The following is a 22,165-nucleotide window of genomic DNA, read 5'->3' as shown; positions in this document are numbered from 1 at the left end:
CTCATCTCCGTCTCTGCGCTCTCCTAAGTGCCCCAGAAAAGGGCCGGGAAAAATCGTGTTGCTGCCCGGGGCGAAAATTTTCCGGTCTCAAACGCCCTGGGCGGAGCCTATCCCGCCTTTGTGGGCTTCATCTGCCTGGACACCGACAAAACGATCCCCATCTCCGCCAATTGAATGGACAGGGCCGTGCCGCCGTAGCTGAAAAAGGGCAGGGAGATGCCTGTGGTGGGCAGCAGGCCCGTCACCACGCCGATATTCAGGAAGGTCTGCATGGCGATCAGGGTGGTGACGCCCACCACCAAGAGGCTTCCGAACCGGTCCCTGGCGTGGAGGGCGATCCAATAGCCCCGCAGGATCAGCGCCGCGAACAGCAGCATGATGACGGTGGCGCCGATAAGGCCCAGCTCCTCGCAGACGATGGCGAAGATAAAGTCGTTATGCTCCTCCGGCAAATACAGCTGCTTCTGGCGGCTCCTGCCCAGGCCCACGCCCCACAGTCCGCCGGAGCCGATGGTGATCAGGCTCTGGGACAGCTGGTAGCCGTCGCCCCGGGCGTCGATAAAGGGATTCTTCCACATGGCGATGCGGGACTGTCCGTATGTGATGACGCCTGTCACCATCAAAAATGCCACGCCGCCCACGCCGGCGAATGCCGCGCCGACCCACGCCAGGTTGATGCCGCCCACCAGCATCAGCACCGCACCGGTGCCGAAGATCAGCACCGTGCCGGACAGGTGGGGCTCCAGCAGCATCAGGACCGAGAGCACGCCCAGGATCACCAGATAGGGCACGACGCCGTAGCGGGTGGTGTGCATCTTGTCTTTTTTCTTGGAAATGCTGTCGGAAAAATACAGGATCACCGCCAGCTTGGCGATCTCCGAGGGCTGAAACTGCAGGGCGGTGCCGGGGATGCCCAGCCAGCGCCGGGCGTGGTTCCGCACCAGGCCGATGCCGGGGATCGCCACCAGGACCAGCAGGACCACCGCCACATACAAAAGTGGTTTTGCCACGCCCCGGAACCGCTGGTAATTGATCTTGCTGATGAAGAACATGGCCGCTACGCCCATGATGGCAAAGACGCCCTGCCGCACGAAATAGGCGGTGGGATCATCATTCTCATAGTAGGCGGAGGGGAAGCTGGCCGACAGCAGCATCACCAATCCGATGGCCGTCAGCAGCAGCACCAGCAGGCAGAACGGCAGGTCGATGGGGCCACGGGCCAGTTCCCGGCTCTCCTGCTCCTTTTCCTTTTGACGCTGCCGCCGCTCCTGGACGGCCTGGGCCTCCGCCCTGGTCATAGGCCTGCGGCGCTGCTGCGCCGGTCTCCGCTGTGCCGCCATGGTGTTCCCCTCCTTTCCCAAAAATCATGGGATCCCGCCGTCAGCAGGACGCCTCGCAGCGCTGTCCCGCTCCGGCGGAGCTTATCTCAATATCTGTTCTGGATGCCCAGATACGCCAGCACGCAGCACACCAGCGTGATGCCGGCAAACACGGCCACCAGCTTCGCCTCGCTCCAGCCGGACAGCTCCAGGTGGTGGTGCAGCGGGGCCATTTTGAAAAAGCGCTTGCCGTGGGTGGCTTTGAAATACGCCACCTGGATGATGTCCGAAAGGGTCTCCGCGATGTAGATGATGCCCACCGGGATCAGGATCAGGGGCATATCCAGGGCAAAGCCCAGCGCCGCCACGGCGCCGCCCAGGAAGAGGCTCCCCGTGTCGCCCATAAAGACCTTGGCGGGGTGATGGTTGTAGACGAAAAACGCCGCCAGGCCGCCTGCCAGGGCCGCCGGGAACAGGGCCAGCGTGGCCTGCCACATGGCGGCGGCCGCGGTGAAGAACACCATGACCACAAAGGTGACGCTGCACGCCAGGCCGTCGATGCCGTCGGTCAGGTTCACGGCGTTGACGCAGCCCACGATGACGAACGCCGCAAAGACCAGATACACGATCCAGTTCAGGGTGACGGTCACATTTACGAAGGGGATATACAGCTCGTTGGTCAGCAGGCCCTCATACCGCATGAGGACCAGGAACACCACCGCCGCCGCCAGCTGCAGGATAAACTTCTGCTTGGCGGTGAGGCCCTCGTTCTGATGCTGGCGGACCTTGCGGTAATCGTCCACAAAGCCGATCAGGCCGAAGATCAGGGCGAAGAGATAGACATACAGGTGGGCGAACTCCCCGCCCAGCATCTGCTTCCAGCCCATCACGAAGGTGATGACTCCTGCGCCGATGATGAACATGATGCCGCCCATGGTGGGCGTGCCGGCCTTTCCGGCGTGCCACTTGGGGCCGTCCTCCCGGATCTCCTGTCCGGCCTTCAGCTTCCGCAGCTCCGCAAGCACAAATTTCCCGATGACCAGCGTCGCCGCAAAGCTGACAGCCGCCGCGAGCAATAATGAAATATCCATTGGTTCCCTCTCCCTTTTTTCCCGGTCTTTCCGGTGCTTCTGTGTTTTATTGAGCGGTTTTCAGGTAGTCTGCCACGATCTCCCGCTCATCCATGTGGTGCTTCACATGGTTCACTGCCCCACAAAATCTTCGATTTTGCGGGGACCCCGCATTTCACTCAAATGTCCGGAAGTGAATTCCGGACATTTCAAGGTTTTGGCTCCCGCCAAAACGCTTGGACGCCGGACCTCCGGCGATCATTTTCCGGCCTTCAGATAGTCCGCCACGATCTCCCGCTCATCCATGTGGTGCTTCACATGGTTCACTTCCTGGTAGGTCTCATGGCCCTTGCCGCAGAGGACGATGACGTCCCCCGGCTCCGCGTGGTCCATCGCCCAATGGATGGCCTCCACCCGGTCCTCCACCACCACATAGGGCGTGTCAGTACCCTCCAGTCCGGGCAGAATGTCTGCGATGATGTCTCCAGGGCGCTCGGTCCGGGGATTGTCGGTGGTGACCACCGCGAAGTCCGCGATCTCCGCGGCAACCCTCCCCATCTTGGGGCGCTTGGTCTTATCCCGGTCTCCGCCGCAGCCGAACAGGGCGATGGTGCGGCCCTTTGCGAAGCCCTTCACGGAGGAGAGCACGTTCTCCATGCCGTCCGGGCTGTGGGCGTAATCGATCAGCACCGTGTAGTCCTTCCCCGGCGTAGGCACCACCTCCACCCGGCCCTTCACATGGGGGACCCGGGCCAGCACGGCGGCGCTCTTCTCCAGGGGGACGCCCAGCATCAGCGCCGCGCCCAAAACATCCAGGGTATTATATACCATAAAGCCGCCGGGAATATGCACCTCCACCGGCACCCGTTTTTCTTTTGTCACCGCGTCAAAGGCCACCGCGTCCGCGTCCAGACGGATATTTTCCGCCCGCAGGTCCGCGTCCGCCTTTTCTGCGTAGAAGAACTTTTGGCAGGCAGCGTCCTTCAGTAGCCGGGCCGTCCAGGGGTCGTCGGCGTTGCAGACGCCCGCGCCGCAGTTTTGGAACAGGATGGCCTTGGCGTCGCAGTAGGCCTCCATGGTCTTGTGGAAATCCAGATGGTCCTGGGTCAGGTTGGTGAAGATGCCCACGGCATACCGGACGCCGTACACCCGGTCCAGCACCAGGGCGTGGGAGGAGACCTCCATCACCACATGGGTGCAGCCCGCGTCCCGCATCCGGGCGAAGAGGTGCTGGAGCTCAAAGGACTCCGGCGTGGTCCGCTCCGTGGGAATCACCTCGTCTCCGATCATGTTCTGGTTGGTGCCGATGAGGCCCACCTTGGCCCCCAGCGCCTGTTCCAGGATGGATTTGAGCAGATAGGTGGTGGTGGTCTTGCCGTTGGTGCCGGTGACGCCCACCATGGTCATGCTGTCCGCCGGATGGCCGAAGAAGTTGGCGCCCACCACGGCCAGCGCCCTGCGGGAATCCGCCGTCTGGACATAGGGGACCCCGGCCTCCTCCGGCAGCTTTTCACACAGCACCGCCGCCGCGCCCGCGGCCATGGCCTTGCCGATAAAGGTGTGTCCGTCCACGGCAAAGCCCGTCATGGCCACGAACAGGTCTCCGGGCTGTGCGGCCCGGGAATCATAGCTGACATGGGCGATCTCTATATCCAGGTCCGCCGTGGCGGAGAGGATCTCGATCCCCTTTAAAAGTTCTCTCAATTTCATAAACGCGCGCCCTTTCATCTGATTTTGACACCGCAGAAGCTGCCAAGGTTATTATAGACAGGGCAAAGCGCAAAGTACACGGAGAATGGTGTCAAAAATCTTGCAAAATCTGTCATCAGTCCAAAACAGAGCTGTCTCCGAACTGGACCGTCACCACATCGCCGGCCTTCAGTTCCGTGCCCTCCGGCTGGGACTGGGTGATGGCGCGGACGTTGCCGGAGCCGGAACTGGTGGCACCGGTCACCCGCATGATAAGCCCCGCGTTGGTCAGGGCCTTGTTGGCCTCCGCCGCGGTCTTGCCGAGCACATTTGGCACGACGCTGGGCGTATCCGGCTTCTCCTGCCCCAGGTACAGAATGATATTGGCGTTGTTGGGCACGATGGCGCCGCCTGCGGGCGTCTGGTCGGTCACGGTGTCTCCTGTGCCGATGGTACGGCAGGTGAAGCCGACGCCGGTGAGCTTTTCCTTGGCCGCGGCCGCAGTGAGACCCACGGTGTTAGGGACAGCCGCGTCCGCACCCGCCAGATCCTCGGAGGAATAGTCCGGCTCCACGCCCAGGGCGGGCAGGATATCCGCCATGATCTGACTGGCCACCGGCGCCACCATGGTGCCGCCGAAAACGGCCGTGCCGGTGGAGCGGCTGGGGGTGTCCATGGTCAGCAGCATGATGTACTGGGGATCATCCGCTGGGGCAAAGCACATGAAGGACACCACCACGTCGCCGGTGCCGGTCTTATCCGCGGTACCGGTCTTGCCGCCGATGCGGTAGCCCGCCACCTGACCGTTCTTGCCGCTGCCCTTTGCGACGACGTATTCCAGGCACTGGCGGACCTTGGCGGAGGTCTCCTCGCTGATGACCTGGCGGACCGGCGTGGAGTCATGCTGCTCCAGCACATTGCCGTCGCCGTCCAGGACCTGCTCCACCACATAGGGAGTGTACAGGTATCCGCCGTTGATGCAGGCCGCCTGGGCTCGGATCAGCTCCAGGGGCGTGACGTTGAAGGTCTGGCCGAAGGAGTAGGACGCCAGGGAGACCACGTTGGAATTGAAGCTGGACTCGTTGGCAAAGATGCCCTGCACCTCGCCGATCATGTCCACGCCGGTCTTTTCCATCAGGCCGAACGCCTGCAAATATTGATAGTACGTCTTGGTGCCCACCTTTAGGCCCATGGAGATGAACGCGGGGTTGCAGGAGTGTCCCACCGCCTCCTCCAGGGTCTGCATTCCATGGCCGGACTTGTTCGAGCATCTGATCGGCTTGTTCCACCCCGGGACCATGACGGAGCCGGTGCAGTTGAAGGTGCTGTTCATGTTCACCAGGCCCTCTTCCAGCGCCGCCGCCAGGGTGATGGGCTTGAAGGTGGAGCCGGGCTCATAGGTGGAGTCGATACACTTGTTGCGCCACTGGGTATTCCTGGTGGTGTTCTTCGCCGTGGTCACCGCCTCCTGATAGGCCTCCTCGCTCTCATAGGTGCTCTTTTGGGTCTCCAGGTCGGCCAGCGTCTTCTCCAGATTGGCCTGCAATTTTTCATCATAGATCGTGCCATAATCATTGAGGTCATAATTGGGGAACGAGGCCATGGCCACGATGGCGCCGGAGTTCACTTCCATCACGATGCCGGTGCCGCCGTTTTTGGCATCGTACTTTTTGAGCATGCTCTCCATGCCCTTTTCCAGATAGTACTGAACGTCCATGTCCAGCGTCAGCACCAGGTCGTTGCCGTTTTGGGCGTCGTAATACTGCTCATACTGGAACAGGATGGGCTGGTTCAGGTTGTTCTTGGCGCTGATCGTCATGCCGGCGGTGCCGTCCAGAACACTGTTGTACTTGGCCTCCAGGCCCACGCCGCCGTTGTTGTCGCCGTCCACAAAGCCGATGACGCTGGACGCCAGGGTATGCTGGGGATAGTAGCGCTTGGAGTCCGGCTCCATGAAGATGCCCCGGAGCTTGGTGGGGCTTTTGGTGGGGTCGGATATCAGCCGGGTCTTTCCGTCGTCATTGACAAAGGTCAGCTGGTTGCCCTCCTCGTCGATCTCGCCGTTGATGAACCGGCGGACCTCATCGCACATATCCTGTTCGGCCTTCTTCTTCAGGATGATATATTGGAGATTGGTCTTCTCCATCTTCTCCAGGATCGTGCCTTCATCCACTTCCAGGATACGGCTGAGCCCCCTGGCGATGTATGCCTGGTCCCGGATGGGCGTGGGCGTATAGGCCTCGCCGTTTTTCGCCGCCTTTTCCGCGGCCTCCTCCTGGGCCTTCTTCTGGCTCTCCACGAACTCCGCGATCTCCTTGGGGGACATGTTCACCTGCTCCGCCGTGGCCGAGATGGCCAGCGGATGATGGTTTTTGTCATAGATCGTGCCCCGGGAGGCGGTCACGACGGTGCTGAGGGTCTGCTGGTCCACCGCCTTTTCCTGCAGCGCTTCATGCTGGCGGATCTGCAGGTCGTACAGCTTAAAAAACAGCAGAATAAATGTCACGATGCCCAGCAGGAACATCACCAGGACCGTTCGTTTCCGAATGACCTGATTCGCCCGGCGGGCGGCGTCGCTTTTTCTTCGGGGATTGCTTGCCATGGTCTGTCTCCTCTCTTGGCTGCGGGGCCGTTCCGCAGCCGTGCCGGTATTCCGCTTCTCTGCAAACAAGGGAGCAAGAAGATCTCTTCTTACTCCCTGCGTCCAATCCAGTATAACAAACGGTCCAGCTCCGCTCCCGGCGGACCGGCGGGCGGTCCCGCCCGCCTCCTGACACACTCCGCGCCAAATGGATATTCTGTGCAAACGCCGCATCCGTCTCCCCGCTCCCGGCGCAAAGACGCCTGGGGCGCTTTCCTGTCAGACGGCTGGAGCTGTCTTTGGATACAGCATTATAGTGCGGTGGTCAGTCAAAATATTCCACCACCGCGTAGATCCCGTGGTTCAGGGATGTCAGCAGGCGGCTGAACAGGCTGGGGTCCTCCTTCTGATACACCTCGGCGCTGTCCCCTTCAGACAGATCGATATAACTCACCTGACTTCCGCTGGGCTTGCTCATGCCGGCCGCCGCAGCGGCCTCTTTTACCGCGGCCATATCGAACATCTGCTCATATTCCGTGGTCAGCCGGACGTTTTCCGTTTCCAGGGCCGCCAGCTGGCTTTGCAGCGCCACCGTGTCGGCGGACAGTACGGTCAGCTGCACATAGCTCATGAGGACCAGGACCGCCATGCCGATCACGGCCGCGAAGCCCACGATGGAAAACACGGAAACATGCTGCCGCTCCCGGACCTGTACCTTGGATACGCTGCGGACCTTGGGTTCCTCCCGCACCGTCTCCCGGCGGCGGGGAAGCTCTCCCGCGTGGCGCAGCTCCCGCTCCCGCACCTCATAATCCAGATCATACGCCAGACTGCCGTTCACGGCGTGACTGCCTGTATAGCGCAGTTCCCGCGCTGTCGATGCCACAGAGGACTCCTCCCTTCCCGGTTCTCACACACAGGAGAAGGGAGCTTGTCCCTTCTCCGCTAAATATCAAAGTTTTCGCATTTCTCCGCCACCCGGAGCTTTGCGCTGCGGGCCCGCGGGTTCTCCTCCAGCTCCGCCGCGCCCGGGATGATGGGCTTGCGGGTCAGGAGCCTGATCTTCGGCTTTTTACCGCACACGCACACCGGAAATTCCGGCGGGCAGGTGCAGCCGCGGGCCATGTCCTGCATGGCGCGCTTGACGATGCGGTCCTCCAGCGAGTGGAAGGTGATGACCGCCAGCCGCCCGCCGGGGTTCAGGTGGTCCACCGCCGCCTTCAGCATGGGCGGCAGGGCGTCCAGCTCGCCGTTGACGGCGATGCGGATGGCCTGAAAGCTCCGCTTGGCGGGGTGCTGCTTCTCCCGCAGGGCCGCCGGGGGCATGGCCCCCTTGATGATATCCACCAATTCCAGGGTGGTCTCAACAGGCGCGGTCTCCCGCGCCCGGACAATGGCTTTCGCAATGGCGGGGGCGTACCGCTCCTCGCCGTACTCAAACAGGATGCGGCGCAGCTCCTCATAGGGCCATTCGTTGACCACCCCGCGGGCCGTCAGCGGCGCCGACGCGTCCATCCGCATGTCCAGCGGAGCGTCCTGCATGTAGGAAAATCCCCGGGATGCGTCGTCCAGCTGGGGCGAGGAAACGCCCAGGTCGAAGAGCATCCCGTCGGCGCCGGCGGCGCCCGCCTGGGGCAGGACGCCGTCCAGCTCCGAAAAATTGCTGTGGACCAGCGTCACCCGGTCCATCCATGGGGCCAGGCGCTCCCGCGCCGCGTCAATGGCCGCCATGTCGCGGTCGATACAGATGAGCCGGCCGGTGGTAAGCCTCTGGGCGATCTCTCCGGAGTGCCCTGCGCGGCCCAATGTACCATCCACATACACCCCGTCGGGGCGGATGTTCAACGCTTCGATGCACTCGTTCAGCAGAACGGGCTTATGGGTGTATTCCATGCCGCTCACCCACGGTTGCGGCGGGCGCGTGCCAGGGCGTCCATGGCGGCGGCCATATCGTCGCTCTCCAGCATCTGGCGCTCCCGCTCGGTCCAGGTCTTTTCGTCCCAGATCTCCGCGAAGGTATTCAGTCCCACGATGGTCACGGTCTTCTTCAGGCCCGCGTAATTGCGCAGGCCGGCGGGGATCAGCACGCGGCCCTGTCCGTCCGGCTCGCACTGGACGGCGTTGGCATACAGCAGCGTCAGGGCCCGGGCCTCCGTATAGGGGAGCTCGTCCATCTCTTCGGACATCTGCTCCCACTTGGCCTGGGGATAGATGGTCAGGCAGTTCTGGGCGCCGATGGTGATATAAAAGGTGTCGCCCAGCGCCTCCCGCATGGCGGAGGGAATGACCAGACGGCCCTTGGAGTCGATGCTGTTATTGGATTTTCCCAGCAGTCTCGCCACAGGCGCCTCCCCCTTTCCCCTCTTTTTGGGATTTGATGGGTTTCTGTGGCACTTGAGCGCCCATATTCCCCACTTTCTCCCACCATTGATTTGAGTATACGCAAATATTTCTGCAATTGCAAGGATTTTTTTCCGACACGAAACTGGAAAAACACGGCTAAAATCCACAAAAACAGCGCAAAAAGCGCCATTTAAAACAGGTGTTCGATTCCAGAGGGCGAAGTTGACGTAAAACAAAAGGCACCTGCCAACACAAGATATTGTGTTGGCAGGTGCCTTCGTTTCATTCAAGGTTCTAAATATTGTTTTCTTTGGAAAAATTTCAAAAACTTTTTCGGCGTTTTTTACAAATTTTTCAGGATTATGGTCTACCGCTTTGCTCAATCCTCATCCTTGCGGCCGGCGGGGTCATTTTTGCCGTCCAGCTTGTCCCGCTGCTCCTGCATTTTCGCGGCGGACGCGGTGCGGAAACGGACCCGGGACTGCTTCACCTCATCCAGGGCGGCCTGGACAGCCTCCTCGGTCCGGGCCAGGGCGTCCTCGGCGTACTCATTGGCCACCTGGTAGAGCTTGCGGGAGCGTTCCTCCGCCTGGGCCACGATCTGGCGGGCCTTCTCCTTGGCGGCGTACAGCACCTCGCTGTCGGAGACCTTGGTCTTGGCGTCCAGCTCCGCCTGGCGCATCATGCGCTCCACGTCCCGCTTGGCCTCCTCCACAAACTTGTCCCGGGCGGCCAGCAGCTCCTGGGCCCGCTTGACCTCCACCGGCAGCTGCGCCCGCAGCTCGTCCAGCAGGTCCAGCATCCCATCCCGGTCCACGATACTCATATTGGGCTTCAGCGCGGGGGACTTTGCGTCCTCGATCTGTTCATACAGCATATCGATCAGACGGTTGATGTCATTGGCCATAGTCGTTATCCTTCCTTTTTCTCTGTCATGTCCCGCACCAGAGGGATAATGGACATCGGCAGGTATTTTTCCAGAGGCTGGTGATACCGGATCATCTCCCGGGCCATGGAGGAGCTGAAATGCTGGTATTCCGCGCTGGCGGGCAGCAGCATGGTCTCCAATCCCGGATGGATGCCGCTGTTGATCCGCGCCATCTGGTATTCTACGTCAAAATCGGTCACATTGCGCACGCCGCGGACGATGGCGCTGGCGTTGTGGGCCGCGGCGAAATCCGCCAGCAGGCCCGGCCACAGCTCCGCCTCCACATTGGGCAGGTCCTCGACGGCCGCCCGCACCAGCTGGAGCTTCTGCTCCGGTGTAAACATTTGGTTCTTTTTCTCGGCATTGGGACTGACACACACGCACACCCGGTCAAAGCAGGCGGCGGCGCGCCGGATGATGTCCAGATGCCCCAGGGTGATGGGGTCAAAGCTGCCGGAACAAATTGCTGTTCTCATGAGATCGATTCCTCAATTTCTTCATTTCCGCTCCGGCGGTAGACGGTCAGGCCGATCTTGCCATAGCGGTAGGTGCGGTGGAGCCGGTAGGGCGGTTCCAGAGCCGGCAGCGTTCTCCCCGCCGGATGCTCCGCAACAATTATACCATGGGTTGCCAGAATGTCAAACCTTGCGATGTGCGCAATTGCAGGTTCCAGCAGTCCCGCCGCGTAGGGCGGGTCCAGCAGGATGATATCGAACTTCTCCCCCAGACTTTTCAGGTATTCCATGGAGTCCCCGGCCACCACGCGGGCCCGGTCCTGAAGGTCCGTGGCCTTCAGATTCTGCTTAATGAGCTTCACCGCGTCGGCCCGCCGGTCCACGAACACGGCGGAGGCGGCGCCCCGGCTCAAACACTCGATGCCCAGCTGCCCCGTTCCGGCGAACAGGTCCAGGACCCTGCGGCCCTCCAGATCGAATTGGAGGATGTTGAACATGCCCTCCTTCACCCGGTCGGTGGTGGGACGGGTCTCCATCCCCTCCAGCTCCCCCAGCCGCCGGCCCCGGGCGGAGCCTGTGATCACGCGCATGGCGGTCTCTCCTTTTCTCTCTGTGATTTGCTCCGCAAAAAGCCGGAGGCCAGATACAGCGCCAGTCCCGTCCAGACGAAGCCGAACAGGATGGCGTGGGTGGCGGTGAACGCCTCCCCATACAAGACGGAGAGCAACAGCTGGAGGGTGGGGTTCACATACATCAAGATGCCGTTCAGCGTCATGGGCGTGCGCTTGATGCCGGTGGAAAAGAGCAGCAGCGGCACCGTGGTCACAACGCCGGCGGCGGGCAGCAGCAGCCACTGCCAACCGTGGAGCGCCCCCGCCGCGCCGGCGCCCGCCCCCTCCTTCCAGAGGAGCACCAGCAGGGCCGGCAGCGCCAAAACCGCCGTCTCGGTCAGGGACGCGGTCAGCGCGTCCGCTTTCACCGTCTTTTTGACAGCCCCGTATACGGCAAAGCTGCCGCCGATGATCAGCGCCATCCAGGGAAACTGCCGGTAGCGGACCACCGTGATGACCAGGCCGGTCAGCGCGATGCCCACCGCCAGCCATTGCAGGCGGGTCAGCCGCTCCCGAAAAAACACGGTCCCCAGCAGGATGCTCAAAATGGGATTCATATAGTATGCCAGGCTGGCGTCCAGCATATGGCCGCTGTTCACCGCCCAGATATATACGCCCCAGTTGATGCAGATAAAAACGCCCGCCAGGGCCAGCCGCCCCAGCTCTCCCCGGTCCCGGAGGACCGCCCGGACGCCGGAAAAGCCTCCCCGGAGCGCCAGCACCATGGCGGAGAAGCCCACCGACCAGACGATCCGGTACGCCAGCACGCAGAAGGAGTCCACGTCCCCCAGCAGCCGCCAAAAGGCAGGCAGAAGGCCCCACATGATATAGCAGGCCAGCACCAGCAGCGGCCCCCGTTTTGCCATGACGCGCATCTCTCCCCTCTTCCACACGGTTTTCGTCTATTTTACGGCAAATCCTTCCGTTTTTCAATAGTCTCCCGCAGGGAATGAACTTCTTTTTGGGACTTGTACTTTACAGAAGAATCGTATATAATAAAGCTCTAAAAGTACGGATACCAGGAAGCGCGGCTTTGCCGCCTTCTGTCAATACCAGGAAAGAAAGGACGTTCTCATGATCCAATTCAAGTCTGAACAAGGTGAGATCTCCGTCAGCAGCGCCGTGTTCTCCAACATCACGGGCATGGCCGCCACCAACTGCTTCGGCGTCAAGGGCATGGCCTACCGCTCCATGACCGACGGTCTGGTCCACCTGCTGCGCCGGGAGGCCATGAGCAAAGGCGTCAGCATCACGTATCACGACGACAACTCCATCTCCATCGAGCTCCATATCATTGTGGAGAACGGCGTCAACCTCCCCGCGGTGTGCCGCTCCATCATGAACGAGGTGCGCTATGTGGTGGCCAAAAACACCGGCGTGCCTGTCAAAGCCGTGGACGTATGCGTCGATTCCATGACCCTGTAAGGGAGGAACAGAACGAATGAACGAACAAATCACAGGCGCCCTGTTCAAGCAGATGGTCCTGCACGGCGCCGCCGCCATCACCGCCCAGAAGCAGGCCATCAATGACCTGAACGTGTTCCCCGTCCCCGACGGCGACACGGGCACCAACATGTCCATGACCATCGGCACCGCCGTCGCGGAGCTGCGCAAGGCAGCCCCCGCCACGGTGGAGCAGGCCGCCTCCGTCACCGCCTCCGCCCTGCTGCGGGGCGCCCGGGGAAACTCCGGCGTCATCCTCTCCCTGCTGTTCCGGGGCCTGTCCAAGGGACTGAAGGGCCGGGAGACCGCCGACGCGGCCACCTTTGCCGCCGCCATGCAGGAGGGTGTCTCCGCCGCCTACAAGGCCGTGATGAAGCCCGCCGAGGGCACGGTCCTGACGGTCTCCCGCCTTGCCGCCAAGCGGGCCGTGGATGTGGCCGGCCAGGGCGAGACCGATCTGGAAAAGATCCTGGAGGAGGCTATCCGCGAGGGCTATGACGCCTTGGCGCAGACCACGGATATGAACCCCGTTCTGAAAAAGGCCGGCGTGGTGGACGCCGGCGGCAAGGGCTACCTCCTGATCCTGGAGGGAATGCTGGCCGAGATGCGGGGCGAGCCCCTTCCCGAGACCACCGAGGACACCGCGGTCCAGGAGAAGGCCGACTTCGCCGCCCTCTCCGCCGAGGAGATCACCTTCACCTTCGACACCGTCTTCATCGTGCGCAAAACCGTGAACAAGCCGCTGGAGTCCTTCCGCGCCTATTTGAGCAGCATCGGCGACAGCCTGGTCATCGGCGAGGACGACGAGGCCTTCAAGGTCCATGTCCATACCGACATCCCCGGCGCCGCCCTGACCGAGGCCCAGAAGTACGGCACCTTGGAGCTGGCCAAGATCGAGAACATGCGCACCCAAGCGGAGGACCTGGCCGCGGGCCGGGAGGCCCAGAGCACCGACGATCTGGACGCCGTGGAGGAGGAGCTGGAGCACGCCGGGGCGCCGGAAGCCTCCGGCCACGTTGTCGCCGCGCCGGAAAAGAAGTACGGCTTCCTGGCGGTCTGCGCTGGCGACGGTCTCGCCACCGTATTCAAGGACCTGGGCGCCGACGGCGTGGTGTCCGGCGGGCAGACCATGAACCCCTCCACAGAGAGCATTCTGGCGGGCGTGGACAAGATCCCCGCCGAGACCGTGTTTATCCTTCCCAACAACGGCAATATCATCATGGCCGCCCAGCAGTGCGGCGTGCTGACGGAGAAAAACGTGGTGGTCATCCCCACCAAGACCGTCCCCCAGGGCATCACCGCCATGATGAATGTGGATTTCGAGGCCCCGGACGCCCAGTCCATCACCGACGCCATGACGGAGTCCCTGTCCACCGTCACCACCGCGCAGATCACCTACGCCGCCCGGGATTCCGACTTTGACGGCTTTGCCATCAAGGAGGGCGACTATCTGGCCCTGGAGGAGGGCAGGCTCTTCGGCACCGACAGCTCTTTGGAGGCCCTGCTGACCAAGCTGGCGGAGGACGCCGTGGAAAAGGAGGCCTCCTTCATCTCCCTGTATTTCGGCGAGGATGTGTCCGAGGAGGACGCCCAGAGGGCCGGTCAGGTCTTTGAAAGCGCCTGTCCCGACGCGGAGGTGGCGATCCTCTCCGGCGGCCAGCCTGTCTACTACTATATCATCTCCATGGAATGACCCTGATCAAAAAGGGGCGCCCGGTCATCGGCCGGACGCCCCTTTTTTGCATCTCACCCCCGTGAAAACGCATCCCAGTGGCACATCCCTTGCTTTTTCCCCTTCCGCAGGATATGCTCAAGGTGTCAGCTGACGAAGGAGGGAATCATGAAAATCACAGTGGAACACGGCGACGTATTGGAAAACGAGGTCATTCTCCGCTGCCGGGAACTGGACGAAGAGATGCTCCATATCCTCTCTCTTCTCAAATCCGGGCTTCAAACCCTCTGCGCCTGGACGGAGGACCGGCAGCTGGTGCTGCTTCGGCCGGGGGAGGTGCTGTACGCCGAATCCGTGGAGGAGCGGACCTGGCTGTATTGCGAAAGCGCCGTCTGGGCCACGGCCTTGACGCTTTCTGAGCTGGAGGCCCGGTATGAAGCGCTGGGGTTCTGCCGCATCAGCCGGTCCATGGTGGCAAATCTCCACGGCATCCGGCGGCTGAAGAGCTGCGCGGGCAACCGCATCGAGGCCACCATGCGCAACGGGGAGCGCGTTCTGATCTCCCGGCACTACGCGCCGCTTCTGCGGGAGCGGCTTGGCATGTAATTAAGAAAGGAGCTTGATGATGCAGGAATTCAATCGCACCTATCTGTGGGGCAGGGATGTGAAATACCGCATGGGACTGTACACCACTGCGGCGGTCTTTTACAAAGCGGTGGTCAGCGCTCTGCTGGGAGAGTTCTCCGTGGATTCGTGGACAATGCTGGAAATGCTTCTGGTCAGTTTTCTCTTTGCTTTTGCGGAGACCGTGATCTTTCCCAGGGGAAAGAGCTGGGGGGAGGCGGCCATGGGGCGGCGCGCCGCCCTGTTGGCCGTGCTGGCCAATGTCGTCTATATCGGCGGCGCCCTGGTCTTTGACTGGTTCCCCGGCGTTCCGGCCTGGTGGGCGGCCGTCATGATCGCGGTTCTGGAGTTGGGGCTGGCGGCTCTGTGGTATGCCCTCTGGCTGGAAAACCGGCGGGACACCAGGCTGCTCAATCAAAATCTCCAGCACTTTCAGCAGGAGACGTAAAAAGAGTGTCCGGGACCTCCCGGACACTCTTTTTGCAGTTACAGCGCCGCCATCTCGGCGTTGATGCGCTCCTCACAGGACCGCATCGCCAAAATGGTCTTTTCCATCAGCTCCTCCAGCGTCCATCCCAGGCGCTCCGCGCCCTCCTTGATGATGTCCCGGGAGCATCCGGCGGCGAATTTCTTGTCCTTGAATTTCTTCTTCAGGGAGCTGACCTCCATGTCGGACACGGACTTGCTGGGCCGCATCCGGGCCGCCGCGCCGATGAGTCCCGTCAGCTCGTCCGCCGCGAAGAGCACCTTCTCCATCTCCTGGGTGGGCTCCACATCGCAGCAGATGCCATAGCCATGGCTGCACACGGCATGGATGAACTCCTCGCTGCACCCGATCTCCGCCAGCAGCTCCGGTGCCTTTTTGCAGTGCTCCTCCGGCCATTTCTCAAAGTCCACGTCGTGGAGCAGGCCCACCGCGGCCCAGAAATCGGCGTCCTCGCCGTGGCCCAGCTCATTGGCATACCAGCGCATGGTGCCCTCCACCGTCAGGGCGTGCTGGATATGAAACGGCTCCCCGTTGTATTTCCGCAGCAGCGCCAGGGCTGCCGCTCTGTCAGGACATGCTTTCATAAAAATCTCTCCTTTGTATCAAATGTATCAAATCTTATCAATCAATATCCGTGTTCACGTGCCTCATTCACTATTCCGCGCCGGGCTCTCTTGGGTCCGGGTCTCCATCCAGCGTGACAAAATAGTCGTAATAGGGCAGCAGGAACTCATAGCCCCGCTTCAGCCGGTCCACGATCTCCCGGCTGAACAGCTCGTCCGTCAGCTTGTCCTGGTGGATGATGGAAAAGGACTTCATCTGATACCAGGGCTTCAGCAGCTGGGAGGGGGCCTGGCTCCGGGGCTTTTTATAATCCTGCGTCTCCAGCACGAACTCCTGCTGGCGGCCCAGCTTCCGTGTCAGCGCCTCCATGGCGGCGGGGTCCCGGTCGATACGGGCCCGGAGCTTTGCCATGGTCAGGGCCTTGGGCATGTAATAGCCCATGCCGTAGCACCACCCCTCCGGCATCAGCTCAAACCAGAAGGTGGGGTGCGCCGTCCACTGCTCCGACGGCTGTTCCACGGAAAACCACAGGCTCTCCTTGTACGGTCCCCGTCCGTGGAGCCGGCGGGCGTCCCGGTAAATGCGGGTCACCTTGCGGATCAGGCCGTGGTCCGGCCGCTTTTCCCGCAAAAAGTCGTAGAGCTCGTCTCCCAGCTCCCTCATGGGCTGGTAGAACTGGGTCAGGTATATCTCCTTGTGGGCTTCAAACCAGGCCCGCTCGTTGTTGAAGCGGATGCCCCACATGAAGTCCACTGTCTCGTCGGTAAATCCGGTAAACATGCTTGGCCTCCATCTGTCCAAAATCAAGGCCAGTATACCACAAAGTCCCCGGCAGGGCAACGGCGGACATGGGAAAAAAGATGAAAAAACACGGTCCGGACAGCTCCGGACCGTGTGCCGCGCTGATAGATTTTATTGGGCGCGCTCCTCCGCCTGGGCGGCCTCGGCAATGAGCTTCACGCACAGGTCATAGCCCAGGATGCCGCTGTCCAGCGTCAGATGGTAGTTCTTGCTGTCGCCCCACTTCTTGCCGGTATAGCGGCTGTAATACGTATGGCGGCTGCTGTCCTTTTTCGTCATGACCTTCTGGATCTCCGTGGCGTTGGTGCTGCCGATCAGCTCGCTGACGCGCACCGCCCGGTGAACGTCATCGGCGTGGATGAACACATTGATGCTCTCGATCCCGGCCTCCCGCAGGATCTCGTCGGCGCAGCGGCCCAGGATCACGCAGGGCCCCTCCTGAGCAAAGCGCAGGATGATGGCCTTCTGCACATCGTGGATGGCCTCCTGGGTATCGTGATAATAGGTGCTGGAGACCGAGCAGATGCTCTTCAAAATGGAATCGGCTTTGGAGATGTCCTCGCCCTCGGTCTCGATCAGCTCGGTGTCAAATCCGCTGGCCTTGGCGGTCTCCCGCACGATGTCCCGGTCATAGAACGGGATGCCCAATGTCTTTGCCACGGCCTGGCCGATGGTGTGGCCGCCTGCGCCGTATTCACGGCTGATGGTGATGATCTTGTTCATGCTACTTCCCCCTGTTGTCGCACCGCGGACGCGGAACGTCTTTGGGGACAGTATATCATATTTCCCCGCGGGGCACAATGAAAACTTCCATGGTCACAGGCCTTGCAGGGACCGTTCCAGCATCCGCAGCAGTTCATCGGCGTGGCGGTACTCCCCTGCGCTCAGCTCATTGAGCAGCTTCGCAAGGCACGGGTCCGTGGTGCCGTCTGCCGCCCGGGCATAGTTCAGCGCGTTGCAGGCGGCGGCGTGATACCGCTCCCGCAGCGCCGGACACCACCGCCCCACATAGACGCGCTCGCAGCTGACGCTGGGGCGGTAGCACTCCCCTGTGATGAGATAATACACCGCCATCAGCTGTTTGGCCTGCGCCCCCTCCGCGGCGGCCAGGTCCCGCAGCCGCTGCCGCGCCCAGGACGGTGCCTGCCGGACCATGGCCAGAAGATACCGGCGGTCCGACAGCTCCTCCTCAATGAAGCCTGTCAGCACCTCCAGCATCTCCGCCGCTGCGCTGCCCATGCAGCAGGGATCAGCCTCCGCGCCTGGAAGCTGGGATTCCTGCCGGACTTGGGCCGGCGTCAGCGCGTCCGTGCCGGCGGGCAGCGCGCCTGTCTGGACCGCCGGCACCGCCGTCTCCCCCTGCCGCACCTCCGGGTAGGGCTCCAGATTGGGCGCTACCCTCTGCCAGATGCGGTCATACTGCCGGTAGTCATACACCTCGGGGCTATGCAAATGTTGTTCCATATGAGGTCCCTCCCTTTCTTTGTAGTTTATGCGGAAATCCCATTTTTTGTTCTTGTTGCAGGAGCAACAGGCATAAAGTCGATTTTTTGGTTAAAATACCCTTGAAAGAGGGATACATTCCGTTGCTTTTTCCTGTTCTATCTGCTAAAATAGAGAAACTGTGAGCATTTCTGCCATCAAAGGAGGTTCCTTTCCATGCTGGAACTGAAACACATCAGCTACGCCGTCCGGGAGGGCGACGAAGAGCTGGGAATCTTGAACGATATCTCCCTCACCATCGACGACCACAAGCTGGTGGTCTTTACGGGCCCTAACGGCGGCGGCAAGACCACTCTGGCGAAGGTCGTCATGGGCCTGGTGACGCCCACCTCCGGCCAGATCCTCTGGAACGGCCAGGATATCACGGAGCTGGGCATCACGGAGCGGGCACGCCTGGGCATCAGCTACGGCTTTCAGCAGCCGCCCCGCTTCAAGGGCCTGACGGTCCGGGACCTGCTGACCCTGGCCTCCGGGGACCAGAAGCTGTCCAAGGACAGGTGCTGCCAATACCTGACAAAAGTGGGCCTGTGTGCCAACGACTATCTGGACCGGGAGGTGGATGTATCCCTCTCCGGCGGCGAGGTCAAGCGCATTGAGATCGCATCCATCCTGGCCCGCAATGCCGATCTGATGATCTTCGACGAGCCGGAAGCCGGCATCGACCTGTGGTCCTTCGCCCGGCTGACGGAGACCTTTGAGCAGATCCACACCCAGGGCAGCGCCACCATGATCATCATCTCCCATCAGGAGCGCATCATCTCCCTGGCGGACGAGGTCATCGTGGTGGGCGACGGCACCATCCGGCACCGCGGTTCCGCGGCGGATATTCTGCCCCAGATCCTGGCGGACACCCTGGGCGGCTGCCCTGTTTTGACAAAGGAGGTGAAGGCGCAATGATGGAAAATGAGATCGACCGCGAGCTTCTGGAAAAGATCGCGGACATGCTGGGCAAGCCCGTGGGCGCCTTCAACATCCGGAAGGACAGCGGCTGCGACGGCCGCCAGAGCACCGAGCACATCAAGATCACCAGCAAGACCGATGGAAAAAGCGGCATCGACATCCGCATCAAGGACGGCACCGTGGGCGAGACCTGCCACATCCCCGTCATCATCACCAAGCCCGGCATCCAGGAGATGGTCTACAACGACTTCTACATTGGTGAGAACTGCGACGTGGACATCGTGGCCGGCTGCGGCATCCACAACTGCGGCGACCAGACCTCCCGCCACGACGGCGTCCACACCTTCTACGTGGGCAAACACTCCCATGTGAAGTACACGGAGAAGCACTACGGCGAGGGCGACGGCAAGGGCGGCAGGATCATGAATCCCCAGACCGTGGTCTATCTGGAGGAGGGCGCCTCCATCCAGATGGAGAGCGTCCAGATCCGGGGCATCGACTCCACCAAGCGGTACACCAAGATCGTCTGCGGCAAGGGCGCCGAGGCCGTCATCACCGAGCGCCTGCTGACCCATGGGGAACAGGTGGCGGAGAGCGACATGGAGATCGTGCTGGACGGCGAGGACTCCAAGGGTCGGGTCATCTCCCGTTCCGTGGCCCAGGACACCTCCAGCCAGGTGTTCTATCCCCGGATGGTGGGCAACGCCCAGTGCTTCGGCCATGTGCAGTGCGACTCCATCATCATGGGCGACGCGAAGATCAAGTCCATCCCCGCCATCACCGCCAACTGCACCGAGGCGCAGCTGGTCCACGAGGCAGCCATCGGCAAGATCGCCGGCGACCAGCTTTTGAAGCTGGAGACCCTGGGCCTGACCGAGGAAGAGGCCGAGGACTGCATCCTGAAGGGATTTTTGGCGTAACGGCCGGATCTTACCAAGCCGGACAGCAGACCGCTGTCCGGCTTTTTGACATCTGCAAGGCATATCTCTCACGCGGGAGGGACGGAGAGCCGGGGCGGCAGCCCCCGTTCCGCACCTGCTTTTTTCCATAAAAAATCCTCCGGGGAACACCCCGGAGGATTTTCTCATGCTCTTTTTACTTCGCGTATTCAACGACCTTGGTCTCCCGCAGGACATGGACCTTGATCTGACCGGGATATTCCATCTCTTCCTCGATCTTCTTCGCCAGGTCCCGGGCCAGGATGACCATCTGGTCCTCGCTGACCTGCTCGGGCTTCACCATGACGCGGACCTCGCGGCCGGCCTGGATGGCATACGCCTTATCGACGCCGGGATGGGAGCCGGTGATGGTCTCCAGCTGTTCCAGGCGCTTGATGTAATTCTCCAGATTCTCGCGGCGCGCACCGGGACGGGCGGCGGAAATGGCATCCGCGGCCTGCACCAGGCAGGCGACGATGGTGCGGGGCTCCACATCGTTGTGGTGGGCCTCGATGGCGTGGAGGATGTCCTCCCGCTCCTTGTACTTCCGGGCGAACTCCACGCCCAGGGCCACATGGGTGCCCTCCAGCTCGTGGTCAACGGACTTGCCCAGGTCGTGGAGCAGTCCGGCGCGCTTGGCGGCCTGAACATCGGCGCCCAGCTCGGCGGCCATCATGCCGGCGATGTGGGACACCTCCACGGAGTGCTGCAAAACATTCTGACCGTAGCTGGTGCGGTAGTGCAGGCGGCCCAGCATCTTCACCAGCTCGGGGTGCAGGTTGCGGACACCGCACTCAAAGGTGACGCGCTCGCCCTCGGCCTTGATGGTGGCCTCCACCTCCCGGCGGGCCTTCTCCACCATCTCCTCGATATGGGTGGGGTGGATGCGGCCGTCGGCGATCAGCTTTTCCAGAGCCAGGCGGGCGATCTCCCGCCGCACGGGCTCGAAGCAGGAGACCGTGATGGCCTCCGGGGTGTCGTCAATGATCAGGTCCACGCCGGTCAAGGTCTCGATGGTGCGGATGTTGCGGCCCTCACGGCCAATGATGCGGCCCTTCATCTCGTCATTGGGCAGGGGAACCACACTGACGGTCATCTCGGCCACCTGGTCGGCGGCGCAGCGCTGGATGGCCTGGGCCACCACTTCGCGGGCGCGGGCCTCGCACTCTTCCTTCATCCGGGACTCCACCTCTTTGATCTTGAGGGCGGTCTCGTGGGTCACCTCAGACTCCACCTGATCGATGAGATACTGCTTTGCCTCCTCGGCGGTGAAGCCGGAGATGCGTTCCAGCATTTCGGTCTGGCTGCGCTTGATGACCTTGATCTCTTCGTTTTCCTTGTCGATGGCCGCGTGCTTCTGGGCCAGGGACTCCTCCTTTTTCTCGATGGCCTCGGTCTTTCGGTCGAGGTTCTCCTCCTTCTGCTGCAGGCGGTTTTCCTGCCGCTGCAGATCGGCTCTGCGTGATTTTTCTTCCTTCTCGTACTCGCTGCGGCTTTTCAAAATCTCTTCTTTGGCTTCCAAAAGGGCTTCCTTTTTCTTAGTCTCGGCACTCTTGATGGCCTCATTGATGATGCGCTTTCCTTCCTCTTCTGCGCTTGAGATTTCCTTCTCGGAGACATTTTTCCGATAGCGAATACCGAGCGGGAAGCAGACCACGCCGCCAACGACCAGCCCGACCAGGCCGGCGATGATGGCATCCATCATAAGTCGTGTTTCCTCCATTCAAATTCGGTATTGGTTCGCTGTATCTATCAAGATTCCATGGTTAGAAAACGATCGAATGGCACCCCTGCTGCCCTCCGATGATTATCCTTTTCTAGTTTAATCGTTTGCCGGACCACTGTCAAGGACAAACCGCATAAATATGTGGTTTATGCAAAAGTTTTTCCACTACATGTGGTTTTTTGCGGCGTTCCGGCACTCCCGTCCCCACTTACGCCCCGCTTACCGGGCCGCCCCTTCCCTTCGATCCGGTCAAGTGTCCAGGCTGGCCGGACGGCTCATGGGTCAGGTGTCGATGTAAGCCGCCGCTGCGTACCCCACATAATCCCCATAATGGACCACGTACCATCCCTGCCATTCATCCCCAAAGGGCAGGCCCTTTGGGGACCTCGGATCAAAACAAACCGGGCAGGCTAAGCCCGCCCGGTTCAAGATTTTGGCGCCGCCAAAATACTTGACGCCGCTGCCGCGGCGCCCGGCCTCTGGCCGGACGGCTCACGGGTCAGGTGTCGAT

At 61.5% G+C, this 22,165-nt stretch carries 22 protein-coding genes; 6 read left to right on the top strand and 16 right to left on the bottom strand.

What is annotated here, in order from left to right; genetic code table 11:
• Nucleotides 1-107: 107 nt before the first annotated feature.
• The 11 genes from ftsW to rarD form a co-directional block, all read right to left on the bottom strand.
• Nucleotides 108-1,340 (bottom strand): putative lipid II flippase FtsW, encoded by a 1,233-nt coding sequence (ftsW, locus tag Q0Z71_RS08115; RefSeq protein ID WP_298020676.1) that lies wholly within the window; start codon nt 1,338-1,340, stop codon nt 108-110.
• 86 nt (nt 1,341-1,426) lie between these two features.
• A complete protein-coding gene (mraY, locus tag Q0Z71_RS08110; RefSeq protein WP_298020673.1) occupies nt 1,427-2,410 on the bottom strand; it encodes a phospho-N-acetylmuramoyl-pentapeptide-transferase in 984 nt (327 codons plus the stop codon).
• A gap of 237 nt (nt 2,411-2,647) precedes the next feature.
• The gene (locus tag Q0Z71_RS08105; protein ID WP_298020670.1) at nt 2,648-4,099 is read right to left on the bottom strand and encodes a UDP-N-acetylmuramoyl-L-alanyl-D-glutamate--2,6-diaminopimelate ligase; all 1,452 of its coding nucleotides are present in this window, start codon (nt 4,097-4,099) and stop codon (nt 2,648-2,650) included.
• Between the two features lie 115 nt (nt 4,100-4,214).
• A complete protein-coding gene (locus Q0Z71_RS08100) occupies nt 4,215-6,680 on the bottom strand; it encodes a penicillin-binding transpeptidase domain-containing protein (RefSeq protein ID WP_298020667.1) in 2,466 nt (821 codons plus the stop codon).
• 304 nt (nt 6,681-6,984) lie between these two features.
• Complete coding sequence (locus tag Q0Z71_RS08095) at nt 6,985-7,545, bottom strand: hypothetical protein (protein WP_298020664.1); 561 nt, start codon at nt 7,543-7,545, stop codon at nt 6,985-6,987.
• 59 nt (nt 7,546-7,604) lie between these two features.
• Complete coding sequence (gene rsmH / locus Q0Z71_RS08090; RefSeq protein WP_298020661.1) at nt 7,605-8,552, bottom strand: 16S rRNA (cytosine(1402)-N(4))-methyltransferase RsmH; 948 nt, start codon at nt 8,550-8,552, stop codon at nt 7,605-7,607.
• A 5-nt stretch (nt 8,553-8,557) separates the two neighbouring features.
• Nucleotides 8,558-9,001, bottom strand: a complete 444-nt coding sequence (mraZ, locus tag Q0Z71_RS08085) for a division/cell wall cluster transcriptional repressor MraZ (protein ID WP_298020657.1) — start codon at nt 8,999-9,001, stop codon at nt 8,558-8,560.
• A gap of 380 nt (nt 9,002-9,381) precedes the next feature.
• The gene (locus Q0Z71_RS08080) at nt 9,382-9,909 is read right to left on the bottom strand and encodes a hypothetical protein (protein ID WP_298020654.1); all 528 of its coding nucleotides are present in this window, start codon (nt 9,907-9,909) and stop codon (nt 9,382-9,384) included.
• Between the two features lie 5 nt (nt 9,910-9,914).
• Nucleotides 9,915-10,406, bottom strand: coding sequence for a pantetheine-phosphate adenylyltransferase (coaD, locus tag Q0Z71_RS08075; protein ID WP_298020651.1), 492 nt, complete (start codon nt 10,404-10,406; stop codon nt 9,915-9,917).
• Entirely contained in the window at nt 10,403-10,975 is a 573-nt protein-coding gene (gene rsmD / locus Q0Z71_RS08070) for a 16S rRNA (guanine(966)-N(2))-methyltransferase RsmD (RefSeq protein ID WP_298020648.1), read from the bottom strand. Before rsmD ends, coaD begins: the two co-directional genes overlap by 4 nt.
• Nucleotides 10,966-11,862, bottom strand: a complete 897-nt coding sequence (rarD, locus tag Q0Z71_RS08065; protein ID WP_298020645.1) for an EamA family transporter RarD — start codon at nt 11,860-11,862, stop codon at nt 10,966-10,968. The genes rsmD and rarD overlap by 10 nt, the downstream gene beginning before the upstream one ends.
• 208 nt (nt 11,863-12,070) lie before the next feature.
• On the opposite strand from rarD, the gene Q0Z71_RS08060 reads away from it, so the two are divergent.
• The 4 genes from Q0Z71_RS08060 (at nt 12,071) to Q0Z71_RS08045 (ending at nt 15,183) form a co-directional block, all read left to right on the top strand.
• On the top strand, nt 12,071-12,421 hold the full coding sequence (locus Q0Z71_RS08060; RefSeq protein WP_298020642.1) for an Asp23/Gls24 family envelope stress response protein: 351 nt from the start codon (nt 12,071-12,073) through the stop codon (nt 12,419-12,421).
• A gap of 16 nt (nt 12,422-12,437) precedes the next feature.
• Entirely contained in the window at nt 12,438-14,132 is a 1,695-nt protein-coding gene (locus Q0Z71_RS08055; RefSeq protein WP_298020639.1) for a DAK2 domain-containing protein, read from the top strand.
• A 147-nt stretch (nt 14,133-14,279) separates the two neighbouring features.
• A complete protein-coding gene (locus Q0Z71_RS08050) occupies nt 14,280-14,717 on the top strand; it encodes a LytTR family DNA-binding domain-containing protein (protein WP_298020636.1) in 438 nt (145 codons plus the stop codon).
• Between the two features lie 19 nt (nt 14,718-14,736).
• Nucleotides 14,737-15,183 carry a hypothetical protein gene (locus Q0Z71_RS08045; protein ID WP_298020633.1) on the top strand — a complete coding sequence of 149 codons (447 nt, stop codon included), beginning with the start codon at nt 14,737-14,739 and terminating at the stop codon, nt 15,181-15,183.
• 38 nt (nt 15,184-15,221) lie between these two features.
• On the opposite strand, the gene Q0Z71_RS08040 is transcribed toward Q0Z71_RS08045, so the two are convergent.
• The 4 genes from Q0Z71_RS08040 to Q0Z71_RS08025 all read right to left on the bottom strand — a co-directional run bounded on the left by Q0Z71_RS08040 (nt 15,222) and on the right by Q0Z71_RS08025 (nt 18,051).
• Nucleotides 15,222-15,806, bottom strand: a complete 585-nt coding sequence (locus Q0Z71_RS08040) for a hydrolase (protein ID WP_298020630.1) — start codon at nt 15,804-15,806, stop codon at nt 15,222-15,224.
• Nucleotides 15,807-15,876: 70 nt separating this feature from the next.
• Complete coding sequence (locus Q0Z71_RS08035) at nt 15,877-16,566, bottom strand: DUF2461 domain-containing protein (RefSeq protein ID WP_298020627.1); 690 nt, start codon at nt 16,564-16,566, stop codon at nt 15,877-15,879.
• Between the two features lie 132 nt (nt 16,567-16,698).
• Nucleotides 16,699-17,310 (bottom strand): AAA family ATPase, encoded by a 612-nt coding sequence (locus Q0Z71_RS08030; protein ID WP_298020624.1) that lies wholly within the window; start codon nt 17,308-17,310, stop codon nt 16,699-16,701.
• 93 nt (nt 17,311-17,403) lie between these two features.
• Nucleotides 17,404-18,051, bottom strand: coding sequence for a ferritin-like domain-containing protein (locus Q0Z71_RS08025; RefSeq protein WP_298020622.1), 648 nt, complete (start codon nt 18,049-18,051; stop codon nt 17,404-17,406).
• Between the two features lie 195 nt (nt 18,052-18,246).
• On the opposite strand from Q0Z71_RS08025, the gene Q0Z71_RS08020 reads away from it, so the two are divergent.
• Nucleotides 18,247-18,987 carry an ABC transporter ATP-binding protein gene (locus tag Q0Z71_RS08020; protein ID WP_298020619.1) on the top strand — a complete coding sequence of 247 codons (741 nt, stop codon included), beginning with the start codon at nt 18,247-18,249 and terminating at the stop codon, nt 18,985-18,987.
• Nucleotides 18,984-19,910 (top strand): SufD family Fe-S cluster assembly protein, encoded by a 927-nt coding sequence (locus tag Q0Z71_RS08015; RefSeq protein WP_363316693.1) that lies wholly within the window; start codon nt 18,984-18,986, stop codon nt 19,908-19,910. The genes Q0Z71_RS08020 and Q0Z71_RS08015 overlap by 4 nt, the downstream gene beginning before the upstream one ends.
• A 175-nt stretch (nt 19,911-20,085) precedes the next feature.
• Here Q0Z71_RS08015 and rny read toward each other — a convergent pair whose 3' ends face one another.
• The gene (gene rny, locus Q0Z71_RS08010; RefSeq protein ID WP_298020616.1) at nt 20,086-21,633 is read right to left on the bottom strand and encodes a ribonuclease Y; all 1,548 of its coding nucleotides are present in this window, start codon (nt 21,631-21,633) and stop codon (nt 20,086-20,088) included.
• Between the last annotated feature and the right edge of the window lie 532 nt (nt 21,634-22,165).

Source organism: uncultured Dysosmobacter sp., assembly GCF_947631635.1.
In the GTDB taxonomy this organism is placed as follows: Bacteria; Bacillota; Clostridia; order Oscillospirales; family Oscillospiraceae; genus Oscillibacter.
The sequence above is the reverse complement of the archived record's forward strand: the minus strand, read 5'-3'. Positions and strand labels throughout refer to the sequence as shown.

What these genes read in the sequence shown, in the direction of transcription:
- ftsW (WP_298020676.1), bottom strand. Translation starts at nt 1,340, where the DNA reads ATGGCGGCACAGCGGAGACCGGCGCAGCAGCGCCGCAGGCCTATGACC.
- mraY (WP_298020673.1), bottom strand. Translation starts at nt 2,410, where the DNA reads ATGGATATTTCATTATTGCTCGCGGCGGCTGTCAGCTTTGCGGCGACG.
- Q0Z71_RS08105 (WP_298020670.1), bottom strand. Translation starts at nt 4,099, where the DNA reads ATGAAATTGAGAGAACTTTTAAAGGGGATCGAGATCCTCTCCGCCACG.
- Q0Z71_RS08100 (WP_298020667.1), bottom strand. Translation starts at nt 6,680, where the DNA reads ATGGCAAGCAATCCCCGAAGAAAAAGCGACGCCGCCCGCCGGGCGAAT.
- rsmH (WP_298020661.1), bottom strand. Translation starts at nt 8,552, where the DNA reads ATGGAATACACCCATAAGCCCGTTCTGCTGAACGAGTGCATCGAAGCG.
- Q0Z71_RS08080 (WP_298020654.1), bottom strand. Translation starts at nt 9,909, where the DNA reads ATGGCCAATGACATCAACCGTCTGATCGATATGCTGTATGAACAGATC.
- coaD (WP_298020651.1), bottom strand. Translation starts at nt 10,406, where the DNA reads ATGAGAACAGCAATTTGTTCCGGCAGCTTTGACCCCATCACCCTGGGG.
- rsmD (WP_298020648.1), bottom strand. Translation starts at nt 10,975, where the DNA reads ATGCGCGTGATCACAGGCTCCGCCCGGGGCCGGCGGCTGGGGGAGCTG.
- rarD (WP_298020645.1), bottom strand. Translation starts at nt 11,862, where the DNA reads ATGGCAAAACGGGGGCCGCTGCTGGTGCTGGCCTGCTATATCATGTGG.
- Q0Z71_RS08060 (WP_298020642.1), top strand. Translation starts at nt 12,071, where the DNA reads ATGATCCAATTCAAGTCTGAACAAGGTGAGATCTCCGTCAGCAGCGCC.
- Q0Z71_RS08055 (WP_298020639.1), top strand. Translation starts at nt 12,438, where the DNA reads ATGAACGAACAAATCACAGGCGCCCTGTTCAAGCAGATGGTCCTGCAC.
- Q0Z71_RS08050 (WP_298020636.1), top strand. Translation starts at nt 14,280, where the DNA reads ATGAAAATCACAGTGGAACACGGCGACGTATTGGAAAACGAGGTCATT.
- Q0Z71_RS08045 (WP_298020633.1), top strand. Translation starts at nt 14,737, where the DNA reads ATGCAGGAATTCAATCGCACCTATCTGTGGGGCAGGGATGTGAAATAC.
- Q0Z71_RS08040 (WP_298020630.1), bottom strand. Translation starts at nt 15,806, where the DNA reads ATGAAAGCATGTCCTGACAGAGCGGCAGCCCTGGCGCTGCTGCGGAAA.
- Q0Z71_RS08035 (WP_298020627.1), bottom strand. Translation starts at nt 16,566, where the DNA reads ATGTTTACCGGATTTACCGACGAGACAGTGGACTTCATGTGGGGCATC.
- Q0Z71_RS08030 (WP_298020624.1), bottom strand. Translation starts at nt 17,310, where the DNA reads ATGAACAAGATCATCACCATCAGCCGTGAATACGGCGCAGGCGGCCAC.
- Q0Z71_RS08025 (WP_298020622.1), bottom strand. Translation starts at nt 18,051, where the DNA reads ATGGAACAACATTTGCATAGCCCCGAGGTGTATGACTACCGGCAGTAT.
- Q0Z71_RS08020 (WP_298020619.1), top strand. Translation starts at nt 18,247, where the DNA reads ATGCTGGAACTGAAACACATCAGCTACGCCGTCCGGGAGGGCGACGAA.
- Q0Z71_RS08015 (WP_363316693.1), top strand. Translation starts at nt 18,984, where the DNA reads ATGATGGAAAATGAGATCGACCGCGAGCTTCTGGAAAAGATCGCGGAC.
- rny (WP_298020616.1), bottom strand. Translation starts at nt 21,633, where the DNA reads ATGATGGATGCCATCATCGCCGGCCTGGTCGGGCTGGTCGTTGGCGGC.